This window comes from Nitrosomonas sp. Is24, assembly GCF_033063335.1.
Classification (GTDB): Bacteria; Pseudomonadota; Gammaproteobacteria; order Burkholderiales; family Nitrosomonadaceae; genus Nitrosomonas.
The window spans coordinates 300,121-321,546 of the sequence record NZ_JAWJZG010000001.1 but is presented as its reverse complement, the minus strand read 5'-3'; the positions used below and the strand labels follow the sequence as shown (position 1 = coordinate 321,546).

5 protein-coding genes are annotated in these 21,426 nt (G+C 50.4%); 2 read left to right on the top strand and 3 right to left on the bottom strand.

Annotated elements, in window-relative coordinates:
* Positions 1-17: 17 nt before the first annotated feature.
* The 3 genes from R2103_RS01395 to R2103_RS01385 form a co-directional block, all read right to left on the bottom strand.
* Positions 18-10,400: a filamentous haemagglutinin family protein gene (locus R2103_RS01395; RefSeq protein WP_317529786.1), complete on the bottom strand. Its 10,383-nt coding sequence runs from the start codon at positions 10,398-10,400 to the stop codon at positions 18-20.
* A 34-nt stretch (positions 10,401-10,434) separates the two neighbouring features.
* Entirely contained in the window at positions 10,435-11,991 is a 1,557-nt protein-coding gene (locus R2103_RS01390) for a ShlB/FhaC/HecB family hemolysin secretion/activation protein (RefSeq protein ID WP_317529785.1), read from the bottom strand.
* A gap of 262 nt (positions 11,992-12,253) precedes the next feature.
* Complete coding sequence (locus R2103_RS01385) at positions 12,254-13,951, bottom strand: hypothetical protein (protein WP_317529784.1); 1,698 nt, start codon at positions 13,949-13,951, stop codon at positions 12,254-12,256.
* Positions 13,952-14,467: 516 nt separating this feature from the next.
* Between R2103_RS01385 and R2103_RS01380 the strand changes: the two genes are divergently transcribed.
* Positions 14,468-19,171 (top strand): rhamnan synthesis F family protein, encoded by a 4,704-nt coding sequence (locus R2103_RS01380; protein WP_317529783.1) that lies wholly within the window; start codon positions 14,468-14,470, stop codon positions 19,169-19,171.
* Positions 19,172-19,293: 122 nt separating this feature from the next.
* Entirely contained in the window at positions 19,294-21,399 is a 2,106-nt protein-coding gene (locus tag R2103_RS01375; protein ID WP_317529782.1) for a glycosyltransferase, read from the top strand.
* Positions 21,400-21,426: the final 27 nt, after the last annotated feature.

The following is a 21,426-nucleotide window of genomic DNA, read 5'->3' as shown; positions in this document are numbered from 1 at the left end:
AAATAAATACCGTGCGTTTAATCACCGCAACCTTTCTTTCCTTCCTTGATGTCTTTCACACTGCAATCGCCATAACTCACCACATCAGTGCTCAACATGCTGACTCCCTTCTGTTTATTCTTGTCATCCTGATCGCGCCCTGAACCTCCACGCGACGCGGATTGCGATGCCGATTGCGCCGCGCTGGCAGCAGCGCCATCCGCACCGGCCACGCCGGTCGGCGCGACAACACTGGTGGGCACACCCACCGTGCCGCCCGAAGCTTGAATATTGGAAGCGCCAATCACCGCCGTTGCCGCAATCACAATTTGACTGCCGCTGATACCCGCTTCACCGGCATCCACCACCCCCACCGGCGCGGCCAATACCACATTTCCCTTCCCGACCGCTTGTATGCCGCTGCCGGACACGATCGGCGGGAAAATGGTGACGATATTGCCGCGCTCATCCACCACGCTGACTGGCGGCGGTGCGGAGATCGCTGACTTAGCGCCTTTACCGGCATCGATGCTGCCTTCGGACGACCACACGAGAATGTTGCCACCGAGTAAAGTAAAGACGCGCGATTGATTGACATTGAAATTGTCATTGACTACAGCACTGAGATTACCCTTCTGCTGTACGACCAGACCCAGTTGTTCCGGGGTTTTACGAATCCCCGCCAATTGTCCGGCCAGGCCGACATCGACATTACCCCCGGGAACCGCCAGATTGATGTCGCCACCGTCCAACGTTTTAATCTGACTGAATACCAAACCGAGATTTCCGCTATAGGATTCATCCGGAAAAAGCGTTTTGATCGCTTCGAAGCCGCGCTCGTAAAGATCCTTGCGTTTTGATTCGGGCGCAGCCGCCGCAGCCGATGCGGATTCTTTGATTTCATTGTAAAAAACATTCAACAACGTACCCAGATGCTGGCGCTGTTCAGCTTCCGGCAAATCGGCAAGCCCTTGCAGGATTTTTCGATATTTGTCGGTATTCTCATAACGCTTGATAAAACCGGCCAAATCCATTTTCCCGGCCAAACCGGTCAGAATCGTAATCGCCGCTCCACCTTCGTCGCTCAACGTGCGGTTGAATAAATTGCCGATGGTTTGAATGCCGTTAGAGCTGCCGAGATTGATGCTTTCCCCAGCCAGCACTTGCAATTGACCCTGCCCGCCAAGCTCCAGCTTTCTGATATTGGAAAGAATATTTCCATCGTTATTGATGATCGTGTCGTACAGGATATTTCGTCCCGCTTGTACGCGAGTAATATCGTCAGCCGCCAGATTCTGGCCTTTCAGGGTCAGATTCTTGATGTCCCGGCCTGCAACAAATTCGGCAGCCTTAGGCAAATAAAAGGTCGCTTCCTTATCAGTGGCGAATGCGATGTCACCCAAATGCGCAATGACCGCAGGTTTGCTGGCGTTGCCCAAATGTACCGGGACCGGCGCATTGATAAGGAGCGGATCAGGCGTGGTCAGATTCAGACGTTCGCGCGCGCGGATAATACCGCTGACCAAATTGCCTTCGACTTGCTGCGCGGGTGAAGCGATACCTGGCAACAATGAAATATCCGTATTGGACATGCCGATATTGAAGAACTGCGCGGCACTTCTATCTGCGGATATATTTCTCTGCGCCAGCAGCTCAAATTGACCTTGGGATGACGGAAACAAGGTCATCGAATTATTGACACGGATGTCGCCGGAGTACGCAACCGTTTTCAAAGTGCCCGGGTACACGCTGAAACCGAACCCCGATTCGGGGCTGTTATTCAGGACCACGCTGCCGCCGGTTGTTGCAAGTGAAATGGCACTGCGATCACTGTAAGTAAAAAAGCGCGAATCGGTACCGCCGGAACCAACCGGTAAAGAATCCTGACCGCGTATCGTGGGATTGCCCACGGATGCCAGAACCAGGTCATTGCGCGCACTGACATTGACCTGCGCATCACCTAGATGCAGCGCGTTTCCTGCTTCCGCCGATGCGGAGTAACTGCCGCCTGCGGTTATATTGGCCTGTCCCTCGCCGACATAATATTCGCCACCGGCGATGTTATTACCAGCCGTAACCGACAATGCGCCACCGCCATTAATCTGGGTACCGTTAGCACTCCAGGTGGTGGCAAAGCCGGAAATGGCACTAATCGTCCCGAGCGGTTTACCCGTGGTGGGCAGCATTGCGGATAAATTGCGGATATCCCCGCCGGCTTCAATCGTAACCTCACCGCCGCCCAACGCACCGACATTCTGATTAAACGTTCTAACACCGCGGCTACTGAAAGTATCGCCACTGATATTGATACCCCAAGCTGTGGGCCGGTGATTCACGTCCCAAACGCCGCTGCGCACCAGCCAGTCACTGATTTTTTGGCCGGTTGCAATGCCTTGTATGTCTCCCCCGGCATGGATCGAGATGTCGCCGCCTTGCGTCGGATAATCCGCCACAACAAACTGCGTGCCCAGCAAAACCTCATTGGCAAAACCATACCGCAACACACTGTTTAACCACGCCGGATCGAGACGGTTCAAATAATTGGTGTCAGATTCGCCGGAAAAACGCGCAGGCGCGCCGGGAATACTGCCCGCCAATAACTGACCGCGCGTGTACTGTGCGGGTGTGCCCATGGTATAAATCGCGGCCGCGGCTTTTGCATCGCCGGGATTACTCAGGTAGCGCACATCATCTCCGGCTTCCACATCAATACTGCCGGTACCCGTCCGGACCACCACCTGGGCCGGGCTTGATCGATTATCGGTTGCTGCCAGATTGATATCGCCGCCTGCATATAAACCATAACTCCAGGATAAACCCGGCTGTATCATGTCAGGGAAACGGTTTTCCGGTTTCTGGCCAACGATGGGGGTTCTCGCAAAGGCGTCGGTTAATGAGGCATTGATATTGAGATTGTTATTGGCTCTCAGAGTGAGAAAGCCCGGCAATGTTTTTTGTCCGTCCGAGGCCGAGTAGCGCCAGTTGGAATCCCAGCTCAGCGTTTTTTCATTCCATGCGCCTTCCATGAAATCCCAGCGATCTTGCAGCGTCAAATCACCTTTGCTTTGTATTTCTATGCCCGGCAAAAATTGCAGTGCCGTTCCGGAAAGATTCGCCAGCAACGGCCTGTTCGCCATGAATGCAGCGGTGTCGGCTTTCCACGCTTGGATGGCATCGCTCGTAATGACCGATTGACCGGAATAAACCCGTGCCGCTTCGAGCACCGCATGATTCGGATCAGCGCCGGTAATGCGCGTATTGATCGCTGTAACGGCAACGGCATGATTCGAATCCCTGCCGGTGCGTAAATGGACATCCCCGCCAGCACCGCCACTGCCGCCGGAAACATCGATCACTCCGCCGGAAGCCGACAAATCCAGCAAGCCGCTACCGGCGTCCTGCCGGTGCACGGTATCCAAGATCACGCTGCCGCCTTTTGCACCATTCGCAGTAGATTTAGCCGTAATTGCACCGGTGGAACCCAGCGCGACACCATTAGCGCCGTAGATATTGACTGAACCGGCAGCATTACCCCCTACATCGATCCGGCCTACGATAGTCACTTTTCCTTGATCGGCAGTCAGATTGAATTGATCGGCTTTGATCGTATCGGCCGCAGCGATTGCGATATCGCCATGACGCTGGCGCAGGCTTAATTCCTGATTAAATCCCGCCTTCGCTAATTTGGCGTTCAACGCGGACAAACCATCCGCGCCAAAATTATCCGCGTCCAAGCGGATGCTTCCGCCTTGGGTGTTTGCAGAAGCCGATGCGTCTATGTCACCGTGCCAATTGAACTGACCTTTGGGAACTTGAACGTGCAGCATGCCAGCCTTGCTGGCATGCTCAATCTGACTGGCTTCGCTGCCCGCCGCACCGGCAAGCCGGATGTTCGCGTCGCTTTCAAAATTAATATTCCCAGCATCGGCCGACAATACAACGCGCCCCGCTGGCGCATATCGAGTCAGTTCTGCGAATGGCACGGCACGGCCTGAAACATCGATCTGTGCACCGCTATTCAGATTAATATCACCGGCTAACGCATGTAACTCAAGAATACCTCCCGGCAGATCAAAGAAACCATTACCGGCAATTGCATTGGCTGTTACCGACCATGCCGATCCCAGCCCTGCGGATCTTCCCGGCACAGTGCTGCCCAGCCGGTTAAAGTTGATTTGGTGACCACTGGCATCAATACGCGTAGTGGAACCGGAATTACCGGCAAAATAAGCGGCATTCAAATTCAGGTCTCCGGCTACGCTTAACGAACCTGGCTTGGCCAAAGTGCTATTGCCGGTTTGCGCATCCTGCATTAACCCCAATCCGGTAATCGCATTGGACACATTGAAGGTGGTGTTACCGAAACCGGAAATGGCATAGTCGCCTTCCGCCAGCAGGATATTTTTCGCATTCAGCGTTAACGCGCCTGTACCCGTGCCGGTCCGGGCGGAATTGAAGCCCGGATTTCTGAAAGTAACGCTATCCGCATTGATCTGCGCACCGAGACCCGCATTATTGAAGCCATTGATTCGCGCTGCGTTGATTTCAAGCTGCTTCGATTGCAAAACGACATCGCCGTACAAATCGAAATCGGATGTACTGATTAACTTCAGCTCAGTGAGATTCAAGGGAATATTCTTCAGCACCAGCCCTTCCGTGCCAAGCGGCGCGGCGCCCGCGCTGATGCGGCTGGATTTCAATGCCAGCGAACCGCCATTCATATCGATAAGACCGTCAAATACCGTATTTCTGGTGGAATCGAGCGCCATGGAAGCGTCCGCTTTCAGCCGCGCGCCTTCTTCAATGGTCAAAACACCGGTACTGCCAGTAACACTGCGGTCACGGTTCAGTCCCACTTGATTGAAGGAAGAAACCCGCAACAGTGCGCCATCGCTATTGGTTGCGCCGCTGTTTTCGATAAACAAATCCGCCGCCGTGCCACTGCCATCTTTTTTGCTTTCGATCAGCGCACCGGAAGAAACTCTCACTTCATCACGTGCCGCCAAAATGATTTCCTGGCCCTGCAAATGACTATTTCCATCGATATTCAGGTTTTGTGCGGTTACCGTTACCCGTTGACCCCTCGTATCTTTTCCACGCACCCCGCCGAGCAGCAAGCTGGGAGCATTTAAGTGGTTCAGATCGTCAGCCAGTAATTTGACTGTACCGGGAACCGGCGCCAGCAAATCTTCCTGGCGGCCTACAATGGCTAAGCGGTCGGCACTGATATCCACTTGCCCGCCCCTGCCGTTTTTGGCGGGAGCCGCCGCCAGATCCGCTGCCAGCGTCAGATGCTCACGCGTGGTGATTGCCAGACTGCCCGCATCCTCGGGCAACTGTGGACGGGCGATGCCCTTTTGTTCTGCCGCTTTGGCAAAAAACTGATTGGCGGAATAATTGGTATATTCGGAGAAGAGTCTCGCCTGTGTTCCCGGCGCCACCGAGAAACCTTGCGTGCGGGGATTTTGAATATCGGCGGCCGCCGTGCCGTAGTGCCCGGAAACAATCGTTGCGCCGGTAAAATCAGTAAAGCGCTGACTCGGTGTAATATCCGGAATATCCGGTCTTGGTGTGATCAGATACGCGCCGGGTAACAAGGCGTAGTGTGCAGGCAGTAAGGTATACCAGCCCTCTTTCAAGGCGGAACCGGCGCTCAGATAAACGCTATCGCCGGCATGCAAATTCGCTGATGAAAATTCCAGCGGATCAATCGGCGTCAGGGCCGGATTGAAACCCGGCATTACCGCGAATTTAGGAACATAACCGGCAGCGCGCGGATCCAGAATATCGCGTGACCCGCCCGGACCCGGAATGAATTCGTAGGCATACAAATCGCCACCGCCCGACAGATCAAGCTTGGCGCCTTCTTGCAATTCAACGTTGGTACCCGTCAGCGCCAGCCGTTTTTCCGGCGGCGACGAAATCAGCCGGTTAATTGCGCCATCGGCTGTCATCGGGTACAACCAATTAATACCCGCCGCACCGCGGCCAAACGGTACGGTTAAGCTGTTGCCCGATACCGAAGTATAACTACCGTGCGCCAATACCAAATGATTACCGGCATTCAGATTAATGCTGCCGAATGGAACCTCGATGGTGCCATGTTGCTTAATGTTCGGCGCGTTAATCGTCAGACTGCCACCTGCGGAGAGCACCGGTGTTTGTGCACCGGAGCCTTGCAGAATAGTCAGCGTTTCCTGCCCAGTACCGCCGAGCGCAAACGTATAATCGGTCAATGTCGCGGTATACAACTGCGAGGCGGTTATCGCCAAATCACCCGCAAATTTGAATGTGCCGAGAAAGTTTTTCGTGTCCGGTCTTATCTGAATGCCCACGGCGCGCACATCGCCTTCGCTGAATAATTCAGCCTGGCCAAAACCGTTAAAACTCAGGCCACCAACCAAATCAATTCCTTTCGCCGCAACCGAAAACCGCCCTGCGCCGCCCGCTGCATTTGGCGCCAGCCGGGTATCGAATAAGCCTTGCGATAATTGCGTATCGATACGGCTTTGCGTGGATCCCAGCGCGGCATAGGTTGTGTTCAAACTGACCTGGTTGCTGGAAGTCTCGATACTGGGTGTATCCAGAATGATTTCCTTATGCGCTGCCAGCTGCATATCGCCATTGAAACGAATGCTTCCGCGGTACTGGCCATCGCCGCCAAGCACATCGGTTTTAAGCTGTAATGCGTTGAATCCGGAGTGGCTTAATTGATCATTATTGAAAAAAGCCAAGCCATTGTAACGTTCCGTATTGATATTACCGCCCAGCGATAAATCGCCCGGTATCACAGGATCTGATGCGGCTGAAATAACGATGCTGCGCGGTCTATTGGTAAGCGCGGCCACATCGTCCGGGAAAAAGCCGCCGCCCACGGGGAATTCCGGTTTATCGCGCAGCCCTTTGTTGATTTCGGCGGACAGTGTGCCGCCGCCGGAAGCCGTGCCGCCATCCGCTTTGAAGGTACCGTCGATTAGCATCCCTTCGCCCGCTTTCAAAGTGACTTGACCGCCAAACGAAGGAATATCGCGTGAGACCGGCACAAATGCATTGCCGCTTTGATCCGGCTCACGAAAATCAACGCGTTCGCGCGTACCGCTCACATCGATTAAAGAACCGGCATAGCTGACGATGTAACCTCTATTGGCGATGAGATCGATATGCCCGCCCGGCAAAACATCGCCCATGTGCAAGCCATAAGGATTCAACTGTTCTTTGAAAACACCCCGTGCATTCAGGCTGCTGTTTGCACCCAGCCAGATGCCTTGCGCGTTATAAAAACCGGTGTCGCCACGCGCTGGCGGATCGATGGTTGTGCTGATTGTCCCGGCGGGTGCATCGATACTGCCTTCGATCAGGATAGAAGTTGCCGAATTCATCTCAACCCGGCCGCCAATATCGGTTTTAATCGATGCGCCTGCGCCGATTGTCAATTGCTCCTGGCGATTCTGCGCGATCGATGGTGCAACGGAGAGATGCAGATTGGCGGGCTGGCGGATAGCTTCCGGTAATGTCACGATCGAACTGAATGCTTGCAAATCAGCGCCGGTGAGCTGGCTGGCGGCATTAGCCGATAAATAAAAATTCTGCTGAATAGGATGGACGCTGACATTATCGGCCACTTTCAGACCGTAGAGATTGGCGCTCAAACTAAAATCGGAGAAACCGCCCTTCTGGAAAAACTCCGGCGCCAGCACCAAAGGCTGAACAGTCGAAGTGGAACGTGCAGGCACATCCGCAGCGCTGCCAATAATCACTTCATTGGAAGCCAGATGCAGCTGACCGCCTTGATTGAGCGCGAAAGCCGATAACTCGCCATCGAGTATCAAGCTGGACGATTTACCGCCCGGCTCGACAGTAGCCGCTTCAAGATGAATCGATCCGCCGCGCCCACCCCAGGTGCCGCCGATGATTTGCAACCAAGCGCCGCCATTGGCGTTGATCAGACTGCCATCATTTAACCGCAAATCTCCCTGTTCGCTGATCAACGTGACCGAACCGCCGTCAACCGATACCGGATCCAATGGCAGGCCCGAACGAATGTTCTGCAGATCATTAACCCAGCGCCCGCTGACATCGATTTGTGAATACGCGCCCAAGGTTATCGGGTTCGGCAGCAACTGATCGCTATTGACGACCACCGGCTTGAAAGTGATATCGCCAGACGGTGCTGTCAGCGATCCTTGAATGTCGCTACCGCTCGCCGCTACCGTCAACTTGCCGCCTATGGGCAATTCAAGTTGCACATCCGGGCCGATGGTAACCGAACCGTTGGTCGTGACACTGACGTTCCGTACGCCGGATTTTTTGAGATTTTCCGCATCGATATTCAGTGCGATGGGTTCTTTTTTATTAGCCTCTCGCGGTATTGGCGCATTCGGTTTCAGTGCCGGTACCGGCGGATCCATGTTCTGGCTGAACACTACATTTTGTTTACCGAACAGGTTGTTCCGGCTTAAATCGATCGAGAAATTGCTGCCATCGGCGCGCTGAGCTTGTTGTCTCTGCAAGGAACCATCAACAGTCGTGCCGTCCAGAACACCATTCAGCATCGCCTCATAGGCATTAATCGTCAGATTGCCGCCCGCTTTACCTTCGATATAACCGCGTTCAAAGTGCTTGAGCGCCATGCCGGAAATCGCCCAGCTTTCGGTGATGCCCCATTTCGGATGAACTTTTGTGAAATGATTCAGTATGGCGTCATAAGGACGGTTGGGATCGGCGTGCGCAATATCGGAAACAAAGCCGCCGGAAACCACTAAAGTGGTTTCGATATAGCCATCGCGATAGGCAACCGTACCACCGGAGAAATCTATCTTGCTGCCCGCTTGCGTAATCACATCGCCGCTGGAAGTCAAATTGATGGAACCGCCCGCTGTGCTGCGCTCATCAATATTCCGCTCAATGCGATCAACCGCGCCCTTGATATCCGCGATCGGGATGGTAGCGCTGGTCAGTAAACCGGTATTCGGGTCATAGACCAGCGTCGCATCGCGCAAATCAACCGATACTTTCTCGGCAAATAAAACGCCATTACGTTGAAAAGGCGCATCGCGCAATTCGTTCTTGCGCAACTCGACTTGCACAACATTACGTTCCATCGGCAACACGACGTTCTTGACTCCGGATGCATCGATTGTGCTGCCGGTTTCAAGATAGATGCGGGCGCTTCCTTTAATGGACGCATCGGCCAGATTATCCAGTGCCTTGACATCGATAATCCCCGATTTTGCTTCGAGCACGGAGCGTTCTTTCAAATGAACTTCGTGTGCGCTGATTTCAATTTTTGAGGATTCCTGCGGCTGCGCATCGATGGCCTTCGCCGTTTTGTCGGCATCCAGATCGACGCTGGTGCGGCTGCCTTCGGCCAGCGTCACGGTAGCGCTTTTACCTAAACCATCATCCTTTTCGGTTCTGCGTGTTGTAACGCTGCCTGTTAATTTTCCGCCCGTGCCGCTCGGATCTTGAATACCTTCACGCGCCAGCAGCCGGACCGATCCGTCCAATTGCACCGAAGTAGTCGCCGACGCAATGCCTTCCTGATTCACGGCAAAGCCGATTAGACTCGCATTGCCGCGTTCCGCCAGAATCTTGCCGATATTATTGACTTCACCGCCGGTTCCGACTTCGACCAAAAGCCCGCGAATATCGGATTTGGTACCAGCCTCTTGCAAATACACTTTATCTTGCGCCCCAGCAAGAATGGTCTGGCCGCCTGGTGTTTGAATCGTGCCTGCATTGGTAACCACAGGCGCCGCCAGTATCACACGGCCATTGTCGCCGCTGGTTTTAATCTGCGCGCCGGCTTCGACAAAAATCTGAATCTTTATTTTTTCGCCATTCGGATCCAGGATGAACTGACCCTGCTCGTTCTTCAGATAAATCTCACTATTGCCTTGCAAGGCTGCGGCATTATTGATATCGAAAACCTTGGTAATACCGCGCTGGAACGTCTCTTCGCTGATACCCAAGGTCGTGGCTACCAAAGCATTCACATTGACTTGCGAGTCCTTACCGAAAAGAAAGCCGTTTTGATTGACCAGATAGACTTGGCCATTGGCCGTCAAGGAGCCGAGAATACGGCTAGGATCAGCCTGGTGAATATTGTTTAATGAAATGGCCGTTGCGGAAGGCTGATCGAATTTGACACTATTATGTTCACCGATATTGAAGCTCTGCCACTCCAGCGTCGCCCGATCCGAGATCTGTTTAATAATCATACTGTCACCGGAAATACTGGCGGCAGCTTGCCCATGCGATGCGAGCGCGGCAGGATCAACCGGCACCGGCAATTCGGCGCGGACATCATAACTGTTGCTCATCAGGGTGATGCTACCGGCCAAAAGTGTGCGTATCGCCAGAAACAATGGTTTCAGCTGGAAACTATCATTCGCGTATGTTGATTGTTTGTTCTTATTCATACTCAACCTCTATTTGATAGGCGCGAAGCAAAATCTAAAATTCGTAATTCAGCCGGAAGTCAAAGCGCTGATCGCCCACATCGACCTTTCCTTGCCGGTACAGCGGGTAAGCCCAGTCAAACTCACCGCTTAAGAATTTGTGCAATTGCATTCTGAAACCTGCACCAGCACCTGCCAGTTTGTAGAAATCGGGATTACGGGGGAGCGGCTCTTTAATCCATAAAGCCGCGTAATCGAAAAATATGTGCGGACGGAAACTGCGGATGATTTCCCAGCTAGTCGGTTGAAGCATCGGGCTCTGCAACTCAACCGAAAAATTAACGCCGTGATCGCCCAATTGCTGCGTCATGTGGTAACCGCGCACGCTTTGATGACCGCCGACAGAAAATTGCTCATTACTGATGAGCGGTGTATTCGTGATTTGACCTCTTGTCCGCACGGCCACTCTGAAGTCGCCCGGCAGTTCTTGCAAATGCCTGGCCCCTAAAGTCAGATAAGCATAATTGGCTTGCGCCTTAAAGCGCCGGTCTTCAAACTCCTGCGTTTCATTTCCCAAGCCGCGTACCGCAAAATTGGCGGCAGCATTAATAGATGTCACAGCCTTGTTGTAACGCCAATTTCCGTCGTAGCCCAGCTGAAATGCCGTGTAAGAAATGGGCGTGGAATTCTCGTCCTGTCCCTGAACGGTAATGGCTTGGTTAAAATTTTTGTAGTCAAAACCGAGAACCAGATTATGGTTGTAGGTTTCCCGGGTAGCCAAAGGTTTGGTCAAACGCGCGCCATAGATGGTACCGGCGCCGACAACCGTCAATCCGCCGATGGGTGTTCCCAATTTGGTATTCGAGTCAATGCCGATACCATACATCGCCAGACGGGTATCGGAAAAACCGGTCGGCATGACATAAGTGCCTGACCACACCTGAATCTCGCTGGGATTTTCCGGTGTTACTTGATATTGAAAAGACGCGCTATGGAAACGCTGCCATAAGTTGTCGTAACGTAATGTGCCTACAAGGCGCGGACGCGTTGTCCCTTCCGGATTATTGCCGTGGATTTCCAAACTGCCGTGCAATGGAAACGTATCGGCAACCCGCAGTTCGACTTCGGTTTTACCGGGTGTGGAACCAGCGCGGAATATCGGCGTGACTTGGCGATCACCCGATTGTTTGCCCAATGCGGCCACCTGTTCTTGAACGTCCGGCATATGCGGCACTTGTCCCGCAGCCAATGCGGGTACTTGTTCACGGATTTTCCCCAGAGAAAAATAGCGCGACCCGGTAATCTTCAGACGTTCGATGGTACCTTCCATGACTTGCAAACGAACCTGCCCTTCCACCACATCCTGTTCGGGGATTTCCACCAGCACGGTAGGATAACCTTGCTCTTTATAAACCGCTTCCAGGGCTTGGCGGGCGCTTTCAACATCGTCGATGGATTTGTCGTAACCCAGAAATGGATATACCGTTTTTTCAATTAATTGTTGTTCCAGGATGGTATTTCCATCTACTTGCAGCACCAGCAAATCGAATTTTGGCTGCGATTGCCCGGCATGCACCTGTTCCGATGATTTTTGATCTCCCCACGCAGGCATGGATAGACAAGACGCAAGCAGTGAAATGAACAGAGGCAGTATCATTTGGAACATGTAATCAGTAATTAATTAAAAGTAATGAAAAAACTTAACAAAATAACTAAGCATTATTTAGGCAAAGAAAGTGCCTGTGCTCAATGCACAATCCTCATCCGCCCTTCTTTATTGATTGATTAGTAAAAGAAAATAACCAGATTCTTCAAATGAACTCGCCATGCCCCAAAAGAGGCACAGCGAGTCAACTTATCAAATGTTCTGGAATTTATTTCAACTCGAACTCCGTCACACTGGGATCCGCAACCGGTGCAACCTCCAGACTTGGATAGGGGAACGCTTTAGGCGCGCCTCCCACACTCAAATGTGTATAAGGAACAACAGGGTTGTTTTCGTTGAAAGGAACTGCTCCTCTGAAACCGCGAGGATCTTTCGTGGTAGCAAAAATTCCGGAGCGGCCGAAGGTCAGATTGGAATTCGCATTCGCTGCAGCAGCCACAGTCGGGCTACCCAAATCTTGTGCGAAAGCGATCAGTGCACGCGCTTTAATCGCCCAATCAGGATCCCATGGTTTCTCGATTTTCCCCAGGACCACGCCTTCCGCCCAATAGGGATAGGTGCCGGCAGCTACGTTAGCGATGGTCGGTGCATAGCCATCGATTTTGATATAACGCCAGCCTTGACCGCCGGTACCTTCAACCGTTGCTCCCGCGTTGCGGTCACCGGACTGGAATGCTATTCCCCAGCGTTTGGCAAAACCGGCGCCATCCGAGACATTATTCCATCCAGTGCTGTTTGTGCCATTTTGCCAATCTTTCAGCAAATCGTCGGTCGGTCTTGCACCACCCGGAGCCTTGACAATAGGTAACGTCGATTCTTCTTCAAATTCCCCGTCGGGAGTGACCGTTGCGGGTGGATTTGATCCCTTGGCAAACGGATAATTGAGCAACTTGGCATGACCCACAGCTCCGATGGCCGCACCCCTGTTACGGCGGCTGATGGCGACCGGGGTTAATTGACCGCCCGTTACCGATTCTTTGGTTGGCGCATCGACACCCGCATCGGAAAGAATCTCTGAATCGGTCAAGCTTCTGACTTGATTACCATTGAGCTTATCCACAATCTTCACGTGATCCCACGCCGATATTTTTCCTGCAAATAACGAAGCCAGGAAAGTACGGTTCAGCGATGGCAGGCTTTTATCGTCATAACGGCCGATGACTGTGTCGCTCGGCAATTCTCCGGATCGGATTTGCGCAGCCTGTAACACACGGTATAGATCTTCGGTGACACTGATGCCGTACACCAGACCGCCGGTCGATAGTGCTGCAAAGGTATCCGGGAAACGATCGATATTGGTCGGCCAACCGGACTCAAACTGACCGGAAATCAGCTCTTTAACTTGTTCGGGATAGTTCTCGGTGCCCGGTTTCAACAGAATGTCGGGATCGACGCCAAGAAAACCAGCATCCGAAGGTACCTTAGCTAGGTAGGTGCTGGCATTGGCGCCGGTGATGGTTGCAACCCAACGTTTGGCTCCGTCCGCTGTCCAGGCAGTTTGCGGCAAGCCCTGGATATTCAAATGTTCGAGAGGAATACCCCGGCCATCATTGGCGACCAGTGGGATAACCCCGTAACCGGCCGCACCGTAAGACCGTTTCTCAAACAGAATTTTCCGTCCCGCCAGACCTTCACCTAACGTTGATTTGCCAATGAAGTAATAAGCGCGCCAACGGCCACCGATAGAACCGGTTGAAGTTTTATCACTAAACCAGTCATCGGTTCCCGGCTCAACCAGGGAACTCACGACCGCCAAATCAATCGCTCTATCTTGCGCCGCGCCGCCGGATGTATAAATCACGATGTCAGGCGGACCGTCATTCCATGGCGTCAACGCATGCGCCATATTCGAGCCAGCTAGCAGAGACAGTGCTGCCGCAAGACTTTTTAGTTTGTTTATTTTCATGGTGTAATCCTTACTGTAACAATAAGATGAGAATAAGGGCTTGATGCTCAGTGGCTATACAACCAGCCCCGCAGAGCATTAATGGTGCATTGCAAATACCATATTCATAGTGATACTTGACTCTCGTGACCAATCCAATCCGATCACTTGCGCGCATTATAAGATTGAGTTTCTATATAAGAGAAATAATATATAAATATATTCTTATATTCTTTTAGAATATAAGAAAGGCTTCCTTACCAAAATTAAATGCAAGAAATTACCTCTAAGAAGCACTACCGACGCCAGTCACCGCATTGGTTGCACGTTGCCTGACAGCATTGCGAGAATAAAAACAGAAGACCGGAAATGGCGCGCTGTATCGATGTCAAAGCGCAATCCGCACGGCCGTCATGGAGAATTGCAAGTTAAAACAATAAATGCGAACATTGCCACCATAGACTTTCAAGACATGAATATCCGCACCACTTGAGAGCCGGATCGATAATCTAAAGTAAGAACTTTTAGCGAGAAATATTGGAAAACACACTCATTCCCTACCAAGCTGTTAGAACAATCCCTGGTAATTGCGCACTTGTATTTGCTCCCCATCCCGACGATGAAGTATTCGGTTGTGGCGGAGCCATTATGCGCCACGTTGAACAAGGCATTCCTGTTCACGTTATCGTAGTATCCGATGGCGCTTATGGCGCAAGCGAAGAAACAAAAGCTGAATACATTCAGCAGCGTCAACAGGAAAGCGCGGCCGCAGCTGAGATACTTGGCTATGGCACACCGGTTTTCTGGCAACACCAGGATCGGCAAGTCTGCTATGGCGAGAAACTGATTCAGGAAATTTTGACCGCCATCCGCGAAACCGGCGCTGATCTGGTGTATGTTCCATCGGTTTTTGAAATGCATCCGGACCATCGCGCGTTGAGTATGGCAGCTGTTGAGGCTGTCAGACGCATCGGTGCTATGGTCAACATTGCATTGTACGAAGTGGGCATTCCATTGCCCCCCAATCAGTTACTCGATATCAGCGATTTGGTTGCACGTAAGGCAGCCGCGATGGCCTGTTTTATTTCACAAAATACAAAGCAGCGCTACGATCAGCATATTGCATCACTGAATCACTACCGCACCTATACACTGCCGGCCGATGTCATCGCGGCAGAAGCCTATATACTCCTTTCCTCGGAAGAGTTAGCGAACGATCCGCTCAAACTCTATCAATCCGAGCACACCCGCCAAAAACTACTGGGACTTCCGCTGGATAGCAGCGATCTGCCACTGGTCAGCGTCATTATCCGCAGCATGGATCGGCCCACGTTATCCGATGCATTGGACTCCGTGGCTTTGCAGACTTATCAGAATATCGAAGTGGTGGTGGTGGACGCAAAGGGGGAAGACCATCGAAAACTAGGTGAATGGTGCGGGCGCTTTCCACTCAGAACCATTGAGAATGGCGAACCATTGGATCGAAGCCGGGCAGCCAACATCGGGCTGCATTCGGTGAAAGGAAACTATCTGATTTTCCTTGATGACGATGATTTATTTTATCCGGAACACATTACAAACCTAGTTACTGCGCTACAAAATCATCCCGGCGTTCGATGCGTATACTCTGGCGTACGCGTTGAGCACTATGTGGATTGGCAACTTCAGGAAGTCACTGCATTTAACGAACCTTACGATCAACGCCGGCTTTGGGGCAGAAATTTTATCCCGATTCATGCCATGCTGTTTGAGCAGTCTTTAGTCACGCAAGATCATTGCGGTTTTGATGAAAACCTGCAAGTTTTTGAAGATTGGGATTTCTGGATTCAAGTCGCACAGCACAGCGAAATATTGCACATCGACAACATTACCGCTATTTACCACAATTATGGATACTCCGGCTTAGGGCTCCAGCAAGATGAAACTTTTCTAAAGGAATCGAGAAGCAAAGTTTACGATAAATGGAAAATGCTGCTAACCGGTAAGCAATTGGAGGATTTAATTGAATACCGTGAAGATTTGATATCCAGTTTTCGCAGCCAATTAGCGCATAGTGAACATTTGGGATTCAATCTTCGCAACCAGTTAGCTGATAGCGAGCATTTGATATCCGGCCTTCGCAATCAGTTAACGGAAAGTGAACACTTGATATCCAGTCTTCGCAGCCAATTAGCTAGTAATGAACACTTGCTTGCTTCGCTACACAGTCAACTGAATCAAAACACAATTGCAAGTACTCAGCGTGAGCAATCCCTGCAAACAATAATCAGTGATCTGCAAAAAACAATTCATGACATATTTCACTCAACCTCATGGAAAATCACGGCCCCTTTCCGGTTCCTTGTTCGGATAATCCGTGGACAGCATCACGCCGCTTGGGATGGGGTGCGGCGCAGAATTTTCCCGTTACTCAAAGCTATCTACTGGCAATTTCCGGTGCGATGGCGCAAAAATGCATTGAATATCGCCTATCGCGTCGCCGGTCCGCTATTTTCCGGGATGGGGCATTATGAGACATGGCGTGCAAGCAAGGCCGGTCATTCGACTCCAGGGACTGTGGATTCCTATGGCTCTCTGGCAGGCATGGTCGATCTTTCCACGATTGCACCGCTAGCAACACCGCCAGCCGGACGCATTGCGATCCACGCACATATTTTTTACGCGGATCTGGCAGCAGAATTTGCAAGCTATCTGGGTAACATGCCTTTTCCGTATGACTTGTTTGTTTCAACGCCCGATGAGGCAGCACGCCAAATATGCCAGCATGCTTTTTCTCGTTTGCCGCATCTAGGGCAACTAATCGTCACTATCGTGCCCAACCGCGGACGCGATATTGCCCCCATGTTTTGTACTTTTGACACAGCATTACAAGGATATGATTATATAGCGCATATTCATAGCAAAAAATCGCTATATACCAATGGCGCAGCCGACGGCTGGCGCGAATATTTGTTGACCCATTTATTGGGCAGTTCGTTACAAATCCAGAAAATCTTTTCATTATTAACCAGTTACAAAAATACCGGCTTTATTTATCCGCATAATTCAACTGTTCTGCCTTATTGGGCCAATACTTGGCTCTCCAATAAAACTAACGGATATATTCTGTGTAAAAAACTGGGCATCGCCGATTTTCCAATAGGCTATTTTGACTTTCCGGCCGGATCGATGTTCTGGGCGCATTCGAAAGCATTACAACCTTTATTCGACGCTCATCTTAGAATCGAAGATTTTCCCGAAGAAACCGGACAAACCGATGCAACACTGGCACATTGCATTGAACGATTATTCGTCTTGGTTACCCGGAAATCCGGCCAAAATGCGGTTATTCTCTGGGATAAGCCATCCAATCACTGGTCTCGCTGGCGCATTGATCAGTACCTGTCGCACAAACCGGAAGACATCCACGCTCAACTCAGAAACCCCGCCATACACCTGGTAGTATTCGATATATTCGATACATTGATCACGCGCCCGCTGCTGGATCCTGAAAGTATCAAGCACATCGTCGCCCGGCGTACCGGTGGCCAAGCAGGTCAGCTTTATCTTGAATTCCGCGCCGCGGCAGAAAACGAGGCGCGCCGGATCGCAGGATACGATGTCGGTTTGGATGCCATTTTCAAACAATTCGCGGCCTTGTCTGGTCTTTCAGCAGATGCCGTTGAAGAAATCTGCGAACTTGAGAAAACCATCGAGCTGGCAATCGTGTCGCCCCGCCCCGAAACAATCGCCTTATTCAAACTCGCCATCAATCTCGGCAAACGCGTCGTTCTTGCCAGCGACATGTATCTACCCCGGTCCGTCATTGAAACCATGCTGACGCGCTGTGGAATCGAGGGATGGCATAAGTTTCACCTATCTTCCGACAATCGATTGAGAAAAGATACCGGTCATTTTTACCGCCAACTCCTGGCCGATGAAAATGTATTGCCCCATGAAATCCTGGTCATCGGTGATAACGAACATTCTGATGTGCAAATACCGGTCGATATGGGATTCAGAACCATGCATATTATGCGCCCCGTCGAACTTGCGCGGGCAACTCCGCGTTTTGAACCGGTTATCGAACGAGCTCTCTATCGGGATGCCCGAAATGATCTGAATAAGCAGCTTACACTCGGAGTCATCACACAAGGCAACTTCCACCCCGTGTTCTATCCCCGCTTCGATCCGGCCAACTTTGTTCCCGCTTCACCTTGGGCGATTGGATTCACCATCGCGGGTCCCCTGGTACTCTCTTTCGTGCAATGGTTAGTTAAAAAAGCGGCAACCGATGGCATGAAACGGTTATATTTTCTCGCACGAGAAGGTCAAATACTCAAAATAGTTTACGATTTGTGGGTATCCGGCAAAGCGGATGCTGTTACATCTGAATATCTGTTGCTCTCACGCCGCGCAATCACGGTGCCGATGATTTCGAATCTGGACGATATTTTCAAAATCGCGTGTACTCACTATGCGCCCAACCCAATGCCGGATTTTATTTTTGAGCGGTATGGATTAAGACTATCAGACGAGGAGTATCAGGAATTGGCGCACCGCAAAATATGGCCAATGAAAAAAATGGTTGCGGTTGAAGAAGAAAATATCGATCATCTGAAACCGCTGTTGCAAGCACTCGAAGCGCGAATCCTGAATCAAGCTGAACAAGAACGCCCCGGATTAATGGCCTATTTGCATCATCTTGGATTACACAAAGACTCGGCTGCCGCCATTGTCGATATTGGTTATGCGGCGACAACACAAAAACGCCTCAATCAGCTTCTGGGACAAAAAATACATGGCTATTATTTGATGACACTTGACTCGGCAGAACAGGTTGCTTTGAAACATCAAGTCATTGCACAGGGTTACTATTGTCATTATGCTAAACCGACTGCTACTGAACCAATCATATATAGAAAAAGTTTTACAATTGAAAAATTTCTAAGCGCCGATGACGCGCAAGTAGTGTGCTACAGAAAAACCAATTCAACCGATATAACACCCGAATTCCGCGAGCAATCACATGAAGAACGCCAAACTGCGGCAACACGCGCGGAAATCCGCCGAGGTATTCTGGATTTTGTTAACCAATCCATCCATCTCAGAGATAACTTATTAACTGATTTTGAAGTCCCCGGAGAAGTTGCAGAAGATCTTTTCTTGCAGTTTATTAAAAACCCCTCCGGATCAGAAACTGATTTGCTGCGCACATTAGTATTGGATGATTATTATTATGGCCACGGTCTGGTGCGTTAACAAACGATCATCGCGTGCTATAAAATGCCGTCCAATTGTCGTTCCACCAAATATCAATAAGAAACCTTTGTATTTCAATTGGTTTTCGAAATACATCAATACCAACAAAAGCAAGCCTACAAATGACCAATCTATTTAAATACGTTCCAGCCGCAATAAACATTCTAAGAACACAAGGATTACGTGCCTTACTCACTCGAATCTACAAAAAGTGCTTTTCTACGCCTCAGATAGCCCTTCCACAGAAAAATGATTATGCAATAGCAACCCGCTATCACCCGCTTAGTTTTCCAGAGACCGCTCATCCCGATATTTCCATTATCATCCCGGTTCACAACAAACATTTGTACACTTTCACCTGCCTTAAATCGATTTATGAAAACAGCGCAGAAAGCACCTATGAAGTGATTGTCGTGGATGACGCATCAACCGATGAAACCGCCAAGATGCTCAATGACATCAAAGGAATTACAGTCATCCACAATATAGAGAACAAGGGGTTCATCTATTCTTGCAATGCCGGGGTTAATGCCGCAAAAGGGCGTTTTATCGTACTGTTGAACAACGATACTATTGTCACTCGCGGCTGGTTGAACGGGTTAACAAACACATTCTCGGATTTTCCCGATGCCGGCTTGGTGGGAGTCAAACTGGTTTATCCCGATGGCAAGTTGCAAGAAGCCGGAGGTATCGTGTGGCAGGATGCTTCAGCCTGGAATTATGGGCGCAGCGATGATCCGGAAAAGCCGGAATATTCCTATTGCAGAGCAGTTGATTATTGTTCAGGCGCTTGCTTAATGATTAAACGGCAAGATCTTATCGATCTCGGACTATTGGATGACTACTATACCCCGGCTTATTATGAAGACACCGATCTCGCTTTCCGGGTCAGGAAGGCTGGAAAGAAAGTGTACTATCAGCCCGCCGTTACGGTCATTCATTTTGAAGGCGTGTCTTCCGGAACAGATGTCACGCAAGGCACCAAACGTTATCAGACGGTTAACCATGAAAAGTTTTACCGGCGCTGGCGTGAAACGCTGCAATCTCACCGGACCAACGGAGATATGCCCCATCTTGAGAAAGAACGCGACGTCAGCAAGCGTGTGCTGGTCCTGGATGATCTGGTTCTAATGCCCGACAATGATTCCGGCTCATTACGCATGTTTAATTTGTTGCATATTTTCAAAAAACTAGGATACAAAGTCAGTTTTATCGCAAAAACGCTTGCATACCATCCGGTTTATACGCGAAAAATGCAATCTATCGGTATCGAATGCTTTTATTTGCCTTATCTGGACTCGATTCATTCGCATTTGATGGCACATGGGCATCTATATGATGTTGTATTACTCAGCCGGGTAAATGTTGCCGAGCAATTCATAGACACCGCAAAAGAATACTGCACCAATGCAATGATACTGTTCGATACCGTGGATCTACATTTCTTGCGTGAACAGCGGCAAGCATTGATCAATCAGGACAAACAGCAATTGGCTGCAGCCGAGAGGCTAAAACTGCAGGAATTGAGCACTGCACGTAAAGCGGATAAAACATTATTAGTCAGCCCGGTAGAAATTGAATTATTTAAACAAGAAGCTCCCGATGTGCCGGTAGTGCTGTTATCGAATATTCATCAAAACCAGGAAACCGTTTACGGATATCAAGAAAGAAAGGATATTCTGTTTATCGGCGGCTTTGAACACCGGCCTAATGTTGATGCAATGGAATTTTTTATTCACGAAATTTTCCCGATACTCCATTCATTAAAAACGGATTTAAAACTTTTGATTATCGGCTCCAATATTCCTCCCAAAATTGCTGCTCACGCTTCCTCGCATATCATTATTAAAGGCTTTGTATCAGACATAAAACCAATTTTTGATCGTATCAGACTATCTATCGCCCCCATTCGTTATGGCGCTGGCGTTAAAGGCAAAATCAACACCAGCATGACTTACGGTGTGCCGGTAATTGCCACCACAATCGCAGCCGAAGGAATGAATCTCGTGCACGGCAAAGACATCCTGGTTGCAGACACTCCGGAAGACTTCGCCAGGCAAATTGTCCGTGTCTACGATGATGAGCAATTATGGACAAGTTTGTCCAATTCTGGGAAAGTTAATATCGAGGAGCATTTCTCATTTGCTGTTGCCGAACGCCAACTGCGCACTATTCTGCAAGATGGCCGGAATTCCAAGAATACGGCCAATCAAGCAATTAATGCTTGAGTAAATCATACTTAATCATGCAACCTG